Annotated in this window: 12 protein-coding genes and 2 pseudogenes; 4 read left to right on the forward strand and 10 right to left on the reverse strand. The window is 55.4% G+C overall.

The annotated features are described in order from the left end of the window. Window positions 1–39: 39 nt before the first annotated feature. From ACLI1L_RS04205 to wecC, 3 genes and pseudogenes are all read right to left on the reverse strand, one after another. A pseudogene (locus ACLI1L_RS04205) lies at window positions 40–652 on the reverse strand (DDE-type integrase/transposase/recombinase); the annotation flags it as partial. Window positions 653–1,216: 564 nt separating this feature from the next. After that, the gene (locus ACLI1L_RS04210) at window positions 1,217–1,423 is read right to left on the reverse strand and encodes a hypothetical protein (RefSeq protein ID WP_288820121.1); all 207 of its coding nucleotides are present in this window, start codon (window positions 1,421–1,423) and stop codon (window positions 1,217–1,219) included. A gap of 262 nt (window positions 1,424–1,685) precedes the next feature. Beyond that, entirely contained in the window at window positions 1,686–2,939 is a 1,254-nt protein-coding gene (gene wecC, locus ACLI1L_RS04215) for a UDP-N-acetyl-D-mannosamine dehydrogenase (RefSeq protein WP_411708153.1), read from the reverse strand. A 1,049-nt stretch (window positions 2,940–3,988) separates the two neighbouring features. Between wecC and ACLI1L_RS04220 the strand changes: the two genes are divergently transcribed. The 3 genes from ACLI1L_RS04220 (at window position 3,989) to ACLI1L_RS04230 (ending at window position 7,758) form a co-directional block, all read left to right on the forward strand. After that, a protein-coding gene (locus ACLI1L_RS04220) for an IS3 family transposase (protein ID WP_411708084.1) occupies window positions 3,989–5,205 on the forward strand; the annotation gives its coding sequence in 2 pieces (ribosomal slippage) (window positions 3,989–4,250 and window positions 4,250–5,205; 1,218 coding nt in all). Window positions 5,206–5,269: 64 nt separating this feature from the next. Next, window positions 5,270–5,695 (forward strand): hypothetical protein, encoded by a 426-nt coding sequence (locus tag ACLI1L_RS04225; protein WP_411708154.1) that lies wholly within the window; start codon window positions 5,270–5,272, stop codon window positions 5,693–5,695. 296 nt (window positions 5,696–5,991) lie between these two features. After that, entirely contained in the window at window positions 5,992–7,758 is a 1,767-nt protein-coding gene (locus tag ACLI1L_RS04230) for a DUF726 domain-containing protein (protein ID WP_411708155.1), read from the forward strand. Window positions 7,759–7,978: 220 nt separating this feature from the next. Here the strand turns inward: ACLI1L_RS04230 and ACLI1L_RS04235 are convergent, their stop codons facing one another. From ACLI1L_RS04235 to ACLI1L_RS04250, 4 genes are all read right to left on the reverse strand, one after another. After that, window positions 7,979–8,212, reverse strand: coding sequence for a hypothetical protein (locus ACLI1L_RS04235; RefSeq protein ID WP_316992147.1), 234 nt, complete (start codon window positions 8,210–8,212; stop codon window positions 7,979–7,981). Then, entirely contained in the window at window positions 8,205–9,116 is a 912-nt protein-coding gene (locus ACLI1L_RS04240) for a RelA/SpoT domain-containing protein (RefSeq protein WP_411708156.1), read from the reverse strand. Before ACLI1L_RS04240 ends, ACLI1L_RS04235 begins: the two co-directional genes overlap by 8 nt. A gap of 184 nt (window positions 9,117–9,300) precedes the next feature. After that, window positions 9,301–9,720: an organic hydroperoxide resistance protein gene (locus ACLI1L_RS04245; protein ID WP_049358550.1), complete on the reverse strand. Its 420-nt coding sequence runs from the start codon at window positions 9,718–9,720 to the stop codon at window positions 9,301–9,303. A 54-nt stretch (window positions 9,721–9,774) separates the two neighbouring features. Then, the gene (locus tag ACLI1L_RS04250) at window positions 9,775–10,194 is read right to left on the reverse strand and encodes an organic hydroperoxide resistance protein (protein ID WP_411708157.1); all 420 of its coding nucleotides are present in this window, start codon (window positions 10,192–10,194) and stop codon (window positions 9,775–9,777) included. Window positions 10,195–10,294: 100 nt separating this feature from the next. On the opposite strand from ACLI1L_RS04250, the gene ACLI1L_RS04255 reads away from it, so the two are divergent. Further along, window positions 10,295–10,777 (forward strand): MarR family winged helix-turn-helix transcriptional regulator, encoded by a 483-nt coding sequence (locus tag ACLI1L_RS04255; protein WP_411708158.1) that lies wholly within the window; start codon window positions 10,295–10,297, stop codon window positions 10,775–10,777. 4 nt (window positions 10,778–10,781) lie between these two features. On the opposite strand, the gene ACLI1L_RS04260 is transcribed toward ACLI1L_RS04255, so the two are convergent. From ACLI1L_RS04260 to ACLI1L_RS04270, 3 genes and pseudogenes are all read right to left on the reverse strand, one after another. Beyond that, window positions 10,782–11,402 carry a hypothetical protein gene (locus tag ACLI1L_RS04260; RefSeq protein ID WP_411708159.1) on the reverse strand — a complete coding sequence of 207 codons (621 nt, stop codon included), beginning with the start codon at window positions 11,400–11,402 and terminating at the stop codon, window positions 10,782–10,784. A gap of 37 nt (window positions 11,403–11,439) precedes the next feature. Next, window positions 11,440–12,063: pseudogene (locus ACLI1L_RS04265) on the reverse strand (PTS transporter subunit IIC); the annotation flags it as partial. Window positions 12,064–12,067: 4 nt separating this feature from the next. Next, window positions 12,068–13,081 (reverse strand): DUF5067 domain-containing protein, encoded by a 1,014-nt coding sequence (locus tag ACLI1L_RS04270; protein WP_411708160.1) that lies wholly within the window; start codon window positions 13,079–13,081, stop codon window positions 12,068–12,070. Window positions 13,082–13,161: the final 80 nt, after the last annotated feature.

Raw genomic sequence — 13,161 nt, forward strand, 5'->3', positions numbered from 1 at the left:
CTTTGTGATTGAGGATTAAACCTCATACACAAAGCTTCCGACACCCTCCGCCAATGCGTTGTCATAGCAGTCGCCGACTGTTCCCGCACTCGAGCGAACTTCATACTCAGCTAAGGCCGTTGAATATTTCAACGACACGTACCGACTGCCCCGTTCACTATGGGGAATCAACTGATTGCCATGGATTCTTCCAGCAGTGGTTAAAACGTGCTCTCAAGCCTCCATCGGCAGCGCATCAGTGCGCAGCGTAGAGCACGTAGCAACACCAACAATTTTCCGACTGAAGACACGGACTACAAATGCGGTATAGGCGAATCCCGACGAAGTGCGAACTTAGGTAATATCGGCAACCCAAATCCTGCCCGGTGCGTGCTCACGAAAGTTTTGCTGCACCAGGTCCGGGCGACAATCAGGTGTTTTGGACTTAGCGTTGTTACCGGGTCTCGTCCACGTTTGCGGCCGGAAACACCTGCTAGCTTCATCAACCGGGCAGTCTTATCGCGGCCAATATGAAAGCCTTCGCGGTTGATAGCGTGCCACTTTTTCGAATACCGTAGACCAAAAAATTCTCCGCATGTACATGCCGAACCTCTGGAATGAGCAGGCTATCGCTTAACTCTCTCGCACTTGGCATACGTTGAGGAGCTCGCCGACCATGTTTTCAGGCGCGCTGTAGTAAGCAGGACTCCAAGCGGACCATTTCAATGATCTGATGGACCGCCTTCTCCTTAAACTCGACGGAATACTTTCTGGGCATAGTGCCTAATCCTTCCTTACTTGAGGTAGGAACTAAAAACAGGACGCTTCATCCGAACAGGTTCTGGGCACACATCAAGCGGGCCACTTTTTGCGATTGATCCGCTTGGCAGGGGTGTAGCACCGTCGCGACGTGTGGGGTTGTTGAGTTCGGCAGTGATGCGACGAGCGCCCCAGGCGCCGTTTTCAGCGTCGAAAATAGTCTGGATTTAAGCGGCCACCACAGCGCCATCTACAAGGCGCTGACGACGACGTGGAGCCGAAGTCTTCCACGTGTAGTACGAAGACCGGTTAAGGTTTAGAACTTCGCACATCCGCTTAACCGCGTAGTCGGGGATATGGTCACAGGCGAACTGGAAGCGGATCGCCAGGTCGTCTCTTCCGCAAAATACTTCGCGGCCTTGCGCAGAATTTCACGCTCTTCACGAAGCCGTTTGTTTTCGCGCTCTAGCTGGCGAATTCACTCCGCATAAGCAAGCTTACCTGCTGCTGACGAGCCTGCACCTTTAGCGGCAACGTTGGTACCAAACTGCTTGTACCAATATCCCAGGGTCGCGCGATTGCTCCCGAGCACTTCTGCGACTTTGCGCATCGAAGCATCTGGCCTCGCCTCGAGCATCGCGACGGCGTCGCGCTCGAACTGTTCCGTGTAAACCTTACGCGGCATGGTGGTAGATTACCTTCCTCCCCAACCACAATGGCTGGAATACAGGGGTGTCTACCTAACGGGGTCAGGTCCAAGTTCGACGGATTAAGCATCAATCAACGCTGACGCGAACTGCTACTCTGAATATTCCTAAAAATGTCCGCATCCCCTTTTGCTACTTAGCCCAACATACGTGAAGAAAAGAAGTGGTCCACGCACGAAGTACGCGGACCGTGGTCGGACCAAGCGCCCCAGTAGAAGTAACCCTAATGAAAGGACTCGGCTATTTCCATAATCCCTTGGTATCGATGATTTCCTTGCCTTCGAGCTTCGTCTTGTCGAACTCCTTGAATTCCTTGTGGTCCACGAGGAGGACTACGACGTCAGCTTCTGCAATTGCATCGTTGTATTCCTTGAGCTGGACGTTATCGAATCCCTTAAGCCGCTTTGGCAACTCTGAAACATTCGGCTCAATGGCGAAGACGGTTTTGTCTTCGAGTTCCTCAGCGAGATCAACCGCAATATTCAGCGCCGGCGACTCGCGTAGGTCGTCGATATCTGCCTTGAATGCCAGACCGAAGACAGCAACCTTGGAAGCGTTGGACTCTGCCACAGCCTCCTTGACCTTCTGCTTAACCCATTCCGGCTTACCGTCGTTTACCTTGCGGGCGGTGTGGATCAGCTTCGAGTTCTCCGGGTCAGCGGCGACGATGAACCACGGATCAACTGCAATGCAGTGGCCGCCGACGCCAGGGCCTGGTTGCAGGATGTTCACGCGAGGGTGGTGGTTTGCAAGGTTAATGAGCTCCCAGACGTCGATGCCCAGATTGTCACTGATGAGGGAGAGCTCGTTGGCGAACGCGATGTTGACGTCGCGGAAGGAGTTCTCCGTAAGTTTTGCCATTTCGGCGGTGACGTCGTTAGTTGGCAGAAGCTCCCCCTTGCAGAAGGTTGCGTATATCTCGGTTGCGCGGCGGGTGGCCTCTGTAGTTTGGCCGCCGATAATACGGTCATTCGTGCGCAATTCTTCCATTGCGTACCCAGGGAGGATACGCTCAGGGCAGTGCGCGAAATATATAACTGGCTTGTCATCAGGATTCTCGGCACCATCAGCAACGAGGTCAGTGCGAAGTTCGAGAATGCGTTCAGCCATCTTTGCAGTGGTCTGCGGTGGGGAAGTCGACTCGAGCACAATGAGCTCATCGCCTTCAAGCTGAGGTGCAATTGCCTCTGCGGCCGAGTAGATGAACTTCATGTCAACGTCATAAGAATCCGTGAACGGGGTTGGAACCGCGATGATGTAAGCATCGGCGTGAACCTGCTCAGTGGTAGCGCGGAAGCGACCGGAAGAAAGTGCCTTATTCAATTCTTCCTGGAGACCTGGCTCGACGATAGTCACTTCACCGCGGTTGATTTTCTCCACGTTTGCGGCATTGACGTCCACTCCGGTTACGTCTACACCGGAGTTTGCCATCACAACAGCCGTTGGAAGGCCGATGTAGCCAAGTCCGACGAATGCAACTTTTTGTTTGGTCATTTTGGGGTTCCTAACCTACCTACGTACAGTTTTGAAACCGAGTCCCATGTGGAAGAAACGGCTAACAGGAAGAACTTAGCACTTTTTATGCGTCTTGTTTTGCTTTAGGGAGAAAATGAGGTGACAAGCGCGCGGAAATGTTAGGTGCCTTGTGTCACTGGGTTAATTCGGCTTAAACAATGCCTTAAGGTGGGGGGATCCGTCATGACCTCGGCAACCCAGCCGGTTTCATTCCGGCCAGTGTTGAATTTGGTCTCCGCCACCCGAAGTATGACCCTGCATTGTTCCGTGACTTGGAAGCGATTATGGAAAAGTACCGGCCGGAGTTGGGCTAACGATTAGTATCGAATCACTGAATCATTTGAGCTGCAGCACATTTAATCGAACTTTTGTACCTGGCAGACACGTCCTAGGATCGTCTGCAAGGTTCGACGCAAAAAGGTGAATTGGCTCGAGTGAAGGCGCGGAAGCGCGGGCAATCTCGATTTCAGGATTGGGGTAGAGCGGTGAGCAGAGGGCGTCGCCAAGCGCCCGCCCCTTTTAGCCCAGTCCGAACGAACTCCTGCAGCATTACTGTCTTCGGTGAGACGGTGCCGTAGCGCTCGTGTGGGAAGCGGTGGGGTGGTGTCCGAGTGTTCAGTGGCATGGATGCCTTGCTGAAGTTGTGAATTTCCGATTCATCGACGTTGGTCTGCTCCACGCGGGGGTGGGGTGGTTAGGTGGGGCGTCGGCAAGCAAGGCGGGGGCAGAGGACTCGCTAGTGAGCAGGGCGAAGGCGGGAGCGCCTGCGTGGTGCGGTCAAAGTGGAGGCCGGACACGCTAAAGGGACGGCAGCCTACTGGTCGCAAGGCTACAAGCATCACAAGTGGTCGGTCTTAAACGTTGTCCTTGGTTGCGGCGCTTGTGCGCATCCGTATGTCGTTTCGTTTCATGCCTTAGCTCAGCAGACGCTGGTAGCGTTTGAATTACATACCGTAACCAGTATCCACTGAGGTTACCCTCGTTTAGTGGACACCCTATTTGTACGGATCCTGTGTCCGTAGGAGAGGATGTTCATTGTGAGTCAACAGCGCAAGAAGTACACGCCGGAGTACCGGCGTGAAGCCGCGAACTTGGTAATCGAGTCAGAGCGCCCGATCGCTCATGTGGCTAAGGAGATTGGCGTCTCCGCCGGGCTTTTAGGCCGGTGGGTCAAACTCGAGCGTGAACGCCGAGGGGCCTCGGATGGGATGAGTGAGGCGGATCTTCGTGCTGAGAATGCTCGTCTGCGCCGTGAGTTGGCGGAAGCCAAGATGGATAATGAGTTTTTGTCAAAAGCGACAGCCTTCTTCGCCGCGAAGCAACGCGAGCAGAAAAGTTCGAATTGATGCAGCAGGAGAAGGCAAACTACAGCATCAAACGCATGGCACGGCTATTAAAAGTGTCTCGGTCTGGATACTACAAATGGGCTGATACGCAGCAGAAACGACTATCCGGAAAAGATAATCGTGCAACATTTTACGATGACGTTGACCGCAAGATTCATCAGATCTGGAAAGACTCCGATGAGGTTTATGGTGCTCCCCGGATCACCGCAGAACTTACCGAGCGTTACCGGATCACCCTGAATCGCAAGACTGTGGCTAAGCGGATGCGCATGATGGGCATTGAAGGGATTTCACCGCGTGCCTTTGTCCCGGTGACAACGATTCAAGCTAAGCGTCAGTCGAGTCTTCCTGACCTGGTCAAGCGCGTGTTTGATACTGGTGATCTCAACCGAGTGTGGATGTCGGATATTACCTACCTACGCACCAGCGAGGGATGGTTGTACTTGTGTGCGGTCCGCGACGGCCATTCCCGCAGGGTGCTGGGCTGGGCGATGGATAGCGTTCAAGATACATGCCTGGTCGAACGGGCCCTGCGGATGGCATATACACTGCGCGGTGACGTTCCTGATGGGCTGGTGTTCCACGCTGACCGCGGAACGCAATTTACCAGCGAGAAGCTCTGGGAAGTCTGCCATAACCTGGGCATTGCTCAGTCTGTGGGGCGTACTGGTGTGTGCTTTGATAACGCGATGGCTGAGTCGTTCTGGTCGACGCTTAAAACCGAGTTCTACGACCGTAAGCGTTGGCCTACCCGCGATGCTGCGCGCAAGGCCGTTGCCTACTGGATGGAAGTCGTTTACAACCGTCGGCGCCGGCACTCTGCACTAGGGATGGTCAGTCCCGTCGACTTCGAAAACCACATTGGTCTAACCACCAGTAGAAAAGAAATAGCTGCCTAAGCACTAGGTAGCCCCACTACGTGTCCACGAATTGCGGTCAACCCCACCACAGGAGGTCATATCCATGGACACGGATATTCTCTATCTGCTCTTTTGCGCCGGGTCAGTGCTGGTCATGGTGCTCTTCTGGACCTACTACATCAAGTGTGAGCGGAAGGAACCCAGATCGGAAGAGTGGTACGACTCAAGCGATTCGGAAGGCGGAGCAAAGGATGGCCCCCTTTTCTTTTATCCTTACGGCTCGTTATTTTTTGGTGTACTAGGTATCGCAGGGTTGGTCGATAGTTTAAACCCTCCCGAGTTTGTCTTCACGGTGCTGAAGGTTCCGCTCATGGTAGCTCTCGGCATCGGGCTCATTGGATGCACAGGTGCGTTCGGGATTCCGCTTCCGTGGCCGTTTGTTCCGAAGTGGGTTGTCGGCATCCGCAAAGCAAAGCGTGCTCGAAAGCGCGAGCGCAGGCAAGCCAGAAAAAGGGAAAGGGAAGAATAGGTCTGCCAGCATGTGAATTGATTCTAGGACGTTCTGGTGCAATCAGTATCGGCTCTGAAGAGCAATTCGGGGCCAAGGGGGTGCGTTTCTGCCCAGGTGAGACTACGAGATCACATAGCTGCGTGCAGCGAATCCGCTGTGGTGACGGGCGCTTGCCATGAGCTTTCCTCATTCCTGGCGGAAAGTCGAGGTGTGGGGAAGATGGGGCGTCGGCAAGCGGCTCTAAGGCGCTGTATGTTGAAGGATTGGTATAAAATCTAAATATTCCTTAATCCTTTACTGAAATGCTACGCGCCATGGCCAAGAAGAACTCCATTGAGTCTGCCGCAATTTCGTTCAACTCTGAGGATGATGGCTCTTTTTCCTGCGAGCTGCGTTCCAATCTTGGGCGGGTTGTACGTGTTGCGCGGCATGGTGATGTCCAGTCGCCGGAGGTAGAGGGTGATGCGGAGCTTACTGGATCGCCGGCTATAGTTGATGCGCTGTGGCTTGCCGCGGTGGGGCAGAAGGAGTCGGATGATGTGGAAGCGCAACTTCCGTCTGTCGTGGCTGCGGTCCAGGAAGACTTCAATTTCAATAACGAGTTTATTAGCCCAGATGATCAAAGAGACTTCACCGCTAAGGCGGTAAAGCGCGCAGTCAAGCGCCACGAGGGAGAGGTCCAAGAGCTGAGGGAGCAAGCCATTGCTTCCGCAAAGTTGGCCACGACTTTGGCCGAACTCATGGACACGCTAAGCGGCGAGACCGAGGAAGGCTGGTGCTCTCGTTGCTTGACCAAATCTACCCACAGGAAATCCACCTCTAAATCGCTGTATGTATGCGAGAGCTGTGGCTCGGCGACGTCCCACTGCACCGTGCCCCAGTGCGATAACTTCGCCGCTGCTGGCCTGGGCCTAGTGGCTCTGCCGACCGTGTGTGCAGAACACCTTCACCAAGTCCCTGATTTTGAGCGCCTCGACCATCGCATTGCTGACCTCACCCAGTGGCGCGAGCTGCGCGAATTTAAGGCGGCCAATGTTGGTCGCGCAGCCAAGCTTGCTGCTGTTGGTGCCGGCGCTCTAGTTCTCGGAGTTGCCGGTGGATGGGTTGCTGCACCGATGGTAGGCAGCGCTTATGGAACCACGGTTCTTGGGCTATCTGGTGCTGCTGCCCACAATGCTGGCTTAGCAGCGCTCGGCTTCGGCTCCTTGGCTTCTGGCGGTTTAGGTATGGCTGGCGGCAGCATGGTCGTTGCCGCTGCTGGTGGACTGCTCGGCTCCGCATACGGAGTGAAAGCGCTTAACTCCTATATTGGCGAGGATGACTCCTTTGATATTCAGTGCGTCCGCAAGGGGAGCGGCACGCCCGTTCTCATCGCACGTGGTTTTACCACTGAGAAGAAGCTGGATTGGCGTACCGAAGTTAAATCGGTTGAAGCCGCGTATCCCGATTCCCCGATTTACCTTGTGACGTGGGGCAGCAAGGAAATGCGGGAGCTTGCTGGTTTCTTAGCTCCAGGCGCTGGTTTCGCGGGCGGCGCCGTGCTGAAAGGTATGGTCAAGCATGCTGGTAAGAAGTTGGCTAAAAAGGCAACGCCTGCCGGTCTGGCGCTAGGTGTTGTGGACCTGGTCAAGAACCCATGGACGGTTGCAGTTAACCGTGCTAATAAGACTGCCTTGGCTCTCGCCGCAATTATCCAGCGCTCCAACCTAGAGTCTGTGGTACTCGTAGGACATAGCTTGGGTGGCCGCGTCATGCTCAACCTCGCTACTGCACTTGCGGGCGCTGCCGGAACTGAAAACGAGGTCCGGGTCGAAGCCGTGCATCTTCTAGGTGCGGCCATTGGCCAAGATGCGAAGTGGGATTCTGCAGGTGAATTCTTATCTGGCGTCGTCCATAATTACCATTCCCACAATGACCGGGTCCTCGGGCACCTATATCCTGCCGCGATGGGTGGCAGGAAGGCGATCGGTTTTGAGGGCTTGGACGCGCCGTTTGCCGTTAACCACGATGTCAGTGATGCGGTTAAGGCGCATTCTGCTTATTACGAGAATGTGGAGCTAGCTCGCGCCGTTCAAGAGTAGGCGGCGGGCCGCTGCCTACCCCGCTACCGGCAACCTCGACCCCAATGCGATGCTCCATACTCGGTGCAGTGTGGTGGCGGAGATGAGGATGTCGGCGGGGCCTCGAGCGTTGCGATGCCACCCCCGATGAGGATGGTGGCAACGAGCAGGAGGGGAATGCGCGTTGCGGTGGTACCAGCGATGTAGAGGGCTTGGTGGGGGAGGCTGGCGGAGTGAGGGCCTACGCAGCCCCGATTGCATCGTCGGCGATGTGAACCTCTCCCATGAAGTACCGGGAATGGGACTTTTTCAGGGACTCCAAAGACGGGGCAGAGATGTGGGCGACCTCGGTGTCGGGATCGCTGACCTCGGCTTCGCGGAGGAGACGTTCCTTCACAGCGTGAGCAGAGTTGGGATATTGCTTGATGTAGGATTCGCCGGATTTGCGCTTGTAAATGATGATGAAATCAGTCATAATTCCGCCCTTTTCCATATGGATACCGTGACAGTATATCTTGCGTCTGCCTCAGGATTTTCAATGAACCAATATTGGTTTCCGCGGTGTTGGCCAAAGTTTCTTCGTAACGGGCCATTGTCTGGAAAATCTTAGCTCGTTCCCTGTGTACTAGCGGATCGACCGGAATGGCGCGTGTGGGTGTGTTTATTGCTTGCAAATTTATTTGAGCGGCATTAAACCCCTTTTCTAGATGAGCTTCTGAAACGTAGAAGCTTTCTGAAAGTCCAAGTAGATTGGCCAGCGTTGCTCGAAGGTAGGGGTCGCTGGGCTGATAGTCATCTTCGTATCGAATGCGTCTACCCGTAAGGTCCGCCAATTTCTCGAATGTATTGGCCCATTCAGCTTGAAGTTGGGTGCGCAGTTGGACTTCCACCCGTCCTGCGGTTGTGCTGGTGAGCCAGACGTGCACTGCTCGATATCCCCGTTGGGGATCGGTGAGGTAATTCCTGATCTGTGCAGTTGCGTGAGCCTGTTCGGCTAAAGACTTTATCGTGGAAGCGATCCTGAGCAGGGTCGAGTGGGTAGCTCCTATGTCGAATCTGACACCAGCGAAATCCTGCATCGTCGATAGCCTGGCCCCTCGGTTAATCTTATCGGCTATCGATGACTTGGTCTTTACTCGGGAAGATTGTGCAATTTCAAACGGTCCTTGTCCGTCCCGCTCTTGAGAAGCTATGGCAAAGGAAACAAGATCAAGTGTTTGGGCCTTTAGCCATTCGTACCAAGCGATGATCTCTCCGTGGCTGTCTGGTGGTGAGCTTCGCTTTCCTGCGTAAAATTCTCCCAGCCTGTCAACCTGGGATTTTGAGAAGGGGCGGCTACTACAAAGGTACTTGGTGAACGTGTACGATTCCTGACTCACTTTCCATCCTCAGCAAAGCTTCTCGGTCTTATTTCGCGTAGGAATGAAGCTACCAAGGAACCTGGCCCTAGTCAGCGCAGTGCTCTCTAAATGGTGTCGTTTGGCAATTCATTGACTGCGGAAACAGCTAAACCCCTCACCACAGCAATGCTGTAGCAAGGGGCTAAAAGGCTAGGTGTCAGGATTAGTCCTGCGCAACACCAACATTGACTTCGATGTTGCCGCGGGTGGCCTTGGAGTAAGGGCACATCTGGTGCGCGGCGTCGGCAAGCTCTTGTGCCTTGGCGTCCTCAACGCCTGGGATAGTGACCTCGAGGTCCACGCCGAGGAAGAAGCCCTCGTCGTTCTTGCCCAGCTTAACGCGAGCGCCGACGGAGGAGTTCTCCACGTCAACACCCTTGTCCTTAGCCACTGCCTTCAACGCGGAGTGGTAGCAGGCGGCATAACCGGCAGCGAAAAGTTGCTCAGGGTTAGCACCCTCACCGCTGCCGCCCATTTCCTTTGGGGCGGTCATGGTGAAATCCAGATCGGAATCCTTAACTACAGCGCGGCCGTCGCGGCCTGCTCCGGTGGAGAGTGCTTCGGTGGTGTATACGGCGTCCATAATGACTCCTTTTCTATCGGGTCTTTGTACGTCCGCCGATTGTACGCAAGAATTCTAGTCCTCGACGACGTTGACGGTGACCTCAATATTGCTCCGGGTGGCATTGGAGTAGGGGCAGACCTGGTGGGCGGCGTCGGCAAGCTTTTGGGCGGTGTCTTTGTCTTGAGCTGGGATGGAAACCTCCAGGTCCACTGCGAGCTGGAAGCCTTCGCCCTGCTTTCCGATGCCCACTCGTGCCCCCACCGCAGAGTCACCCAGCTCGACCTTCTGGTTGCGCGCCACGGCCTGCAGAGCGGAGTGGAAGCAAGCGGCGTAGCCGGCGGCAAAAAGCTGCTCCGGGTTGGCGCCTTCGCCGCTGCCGCCCATTTCCTTCGGGATGGCAAGGGTGAAGTCGAGGTCAGAGTCCTTGACGGTGGCGTGGCCGTTGCGGCCTGCTCCGGTGGCGAGGGCCTCGGTGGTGTACATGGCGTCCATGATTGCTCCTTTCGATTTCACAATCCGGTTTCAACATCCACTTTTGATTGTACACCATTAAATTGTGGGCAATGTTTTCTTGGCGTCTATACTTTTGGCTATGAATGACGCGCCCACTGATTACCTTTCTCTCGATAGTCAGCTGTGCTTCTCGATTTACCGTGCGAGTAGGGCGGTAGTGCGTTCCTATCGGCCACTCCTCGATGAGCTGGGGCTGACCTATCCCCAGTACTTGGTCATGTTGGTGCTGTGGGAGGCCGACGAACCGGTGCCACTTAAATTCATTGATTCCCGCCTAGGTTTGGATAGCGGCACGCTCACTCCGCTGCTTAAGCGCCTAGAAAAGCAGGGGTTTGTGGAGCGGCGCCGTGATCCCGCCGACGAGCGCCGCACCCTCGCTAGTCTCACCGCCGACGGCGACGCCCTGCGCTCCCGCGCCGAGTGCATCCCCGAAGCAATGGTCGAAGCCTATGAGAAGTTAGGCCTCGACCTAGTGGAATTTAAAGAGTCTCTCGATATCCTTGCCGCTACTCCCATCGATGTGGAGCTACCGTGGCCGTCCGAAGAAGACTTTGTGAGGTAGGGGCTTAGTTCGTGGTGGCAACGCGCTTAGTCCACACGCTTCTATCTGCGGTTTCGAATGAGGCGCGAACCGTATTATCTCCGGGCTTTTCGCACGTTAAGTTTCTCTGATCGCTGCCCATGTGGCAGTCCAAGTTATAAGACTGCTTGGTCACCGGACTTCTGGCGGTGATATCGGCGTGGTATGTCGCTGTCACCGTGGGGCTTTTTGAGCGCCGGGTATAGCTGGCCTGCATCGCGGCGTCAAAGACCGCGGCGGCGAATTCGCAGGAAGTCGCATCGCCGGCGTCGATGGAATCGCCTGATGAAGATGTACCGCAGTAGCCGCCAATCTGGCCTACATGGATGTTGTGGTTTCCACCAGCCGGTGGGGCAGGCTGCTCCGGCTCTGCTACTTCGGTGACAGTCTCGGTACGGCGGGACTCCGTCTTCTCTTTCTTCTCTTTGGCGCTGGTCTTCTTTTCGGCTTCATCAGCCGCGGAGTTATTGTCCTGCGCGGTAGCGAAGGCTGGCTCTTCTGCTGGGGCGGAATCAGAGCTGGAGTCTGAACCGGAGCCGCAGGCGCTTAGCGCAAGACCGGTAGTGAGGAGGACGGACGCGAGAGGGAATAGGGAAGGGCGCTGCATAGGGATACTGTAGCGCCCTTCGGGGCGTGGCGCGCGGCTAGTGATCTATGCGTGCAGGTGGAACGGGCGCACCTTCTGGCGGAAGCACCTTCGGATACTTCCTGGCTGTCCCGGAGGAAGTGGCCGCGCCGGTTGCACCGCTGGTTGCGGCGGCATCGGCGTTGCTGATGGGGGAAGGACGGTGGGGAGTGGGGTCCCAGTGGGCGTCGACAAGCTTGCGCTGGCACACCCACCCCAAGGCCAAAATGGCCAGCGCGATGAGGGCGATGAAGACGAGGCCCAGGGCGCCATCGGCATGGATGGACCAGCCCAGCAGCAGGCCGAGCCAGCCAAAGTCAGCATCACCAAAAGTGGTATTCGCGGAGCCGAAGGAACCCAAGACACCGAGGAGGAATGCCGGCAGGAAAGTAATGATGAGGCCGTTGACAAAGGCGCCTAATGCGGCACCGCGCCGCCCACCGGTGGCATTGCCGTAAACGCCTGCTGCACCGCCGGTGAAGAAGTGCGGCACCAAACCAGGCAGAATCAGCGCAATGCCAAAGGCTGGATTGAGCCAGGTGGAAAGGACTGCAAGGCCGACAAGTCCGCCGAGGAAGGAGGAAATGAACCCAATGAGAACTGCGTTCTGGGCATAGGGAAAGACGATGGGCGCATCCACTGCGGAACTAAACGGAATGAGTATCTTTGTCTTTTTTCTTGGGCAACTCCGGGCTCGAGTCTTCGTCCGTTGGCGCGGGATCCATCGGGGTAGATTCCTCCAGTTTGTAGGTCTGCGAGCCTACTTCTTCCTCGCCGTATTTTTCCCTAGCTACCAGTTCTACTGGGGTGGTGAGGTCATCAAGCTCGAAGGCGGCGGAACTCTTGACCGTGCCGCCCTTTTTGATTTTGTCCAACATGTTGTCAGTATCGATGTATTCGCTAAAACCGGTTTTGAGCTCATTGACGGAGTTCTCGTCGTTATCCTGGATTGCGGTGAACATGGAGGAGAAATCCGCAGTCCGCAGCTCCTTGTCTGTCTTATTGGTCATCTCGTAGTCAAAGACAAGGATGGGCTTATCGCCAATCCGGTTTCCAGGGGAGCCCGGATCGATAACGTGGTGTCCGGTGATCTTGACAGTGGCGGTGGGGAGCTCCAAAACATCGTCTTTGAAAGAGCGGGTGGCATCGGTGTTTTGGAGCTCATTTTTGGTTTCGGGCTCGTCACTAATTTTCTTTAACGCGACGTCTAGTCGGGCACTGTCCGTGTTGAATGTGAATTTAAGCTGATCGTCTTCGAGCTTGAAGTCCAGGCTATCTGGCATCAGGCGATCGGATACGGGACTCACGCCGCCGACGTCCTTCTTGGATGCTACCGTTTCGCCCTTGGCGGCCTTGGCAGCGTCAAAGGTTCCAATCCACAGTGGTTCATCATTGTCGGAGCTGTAATCCCACTCCACGGTGATGACCTCTTCGGTCACACTAGCGGTGAAGGTGGATGTGTGCTCACCTTTACCTATTTTTTGTTCCCAGGTGCCAATGACATCCTTGGCTTCTTCGTTGGAGCTGGCGCCACTTTTGGAGCCTTGGTTGTTAGAGGAGTGCTCGTCGGAGTTAATGGAGGAGGACTGGTCCGAGTCGGCGGAGCAGGCGGAAAGGGCAAGGGCAGCGGCGATAAGGATATAGGGTGTGATGTGGCGCATAATTTACTTATACCGCACGGGGTTGGCATGCGCTCGGCAAATTGGTCTTTGGCCGCTCTTTGACTAATCTTTTCAGGGCA

This window comes from Corynebacterium sp. LaCa117 (assembly GCF_046717765.1).
Classification (GTDB): Bacteria; Actinomycetota; Actinomycetes; order Mycobacteriales; family Mycobacteriaceae; genus Corynebacterium; species Corynebacterium kefirresidentii.

Bases quoted from the DNA above. Each gene is read 5' to 3' on its own strand.
- ACLI1L_RS04210 (WP_288820121.1), bottom strand. From the start codon at position 1,423: ATGCCGCGTAAGGTTTACACGGAACAGTTCGAGCGCGACGCCGTCGCG.
- wecC (WP_411708153.1), bottom strand. From the start codon at position 2,939: ATGACCAAACAAAAAGTTGCATTCGTCGGACTTGGCTACATCGGCCTT.
- ACLI1L_RS04225 (WP_411708154.1), top strand. From the start codon at position 5,270: ATGGACACGGATATTCTCTATCTGCTCTTTTGCGCCGGGTCAGTGCTG.
- ACLI1L_RS04230 (WP_411708155.1), top strand. From the start codon at position 5,992: ATGGCCAAGAAGAACTCCATTGAGTCTGCCGCAATTTCGTTCAACTCT.
- ACLI1L_RS04235 (WP_316992147.1), bottom strand. From the start codon at position 8,212: ATGACTGATTTCATCATCATTTACAAGCGCAAATCCGGCGAATCCTAC.
- ACLI1L_RS04245 (WP_049358550.1), bottom strand. From the start codon at position 9,720: ATGGACGCCGTATACACCACCGAAGCACTCTCCACCGGAGCAGGCCGC.
- ACLI1L_RS04250 (WP_411708157.1), bottom strand. From the start codon at position 10,194: ATGGACGCCATGTACACCACCGAGGCCCTCGCCACCGGAGCAGGCCGC.
- ACLI1L_RS04255 (WP_411708158.1), top strand. From the start codon at position 10,295: ATGAATGACGCGCCCACTGATTACCTTTCTCTCGATAGTCAGCTGTGC.
- ACLI1L_RS04260 (WP_411708159.1), bottom strand. From the start codon at position 11,402: ATGCAGCGCCCTTCCCTATTCCCTCTCGCGTCCGTCCTCCTCACTACC.
- ACLI1L_RS04270 (WP_411708160.1), bottom strand. From the start codon at position 13,081: ATGCGCCACATCACACCCTATATCCTTATCGCCGCTGCCCTTGCCCTT.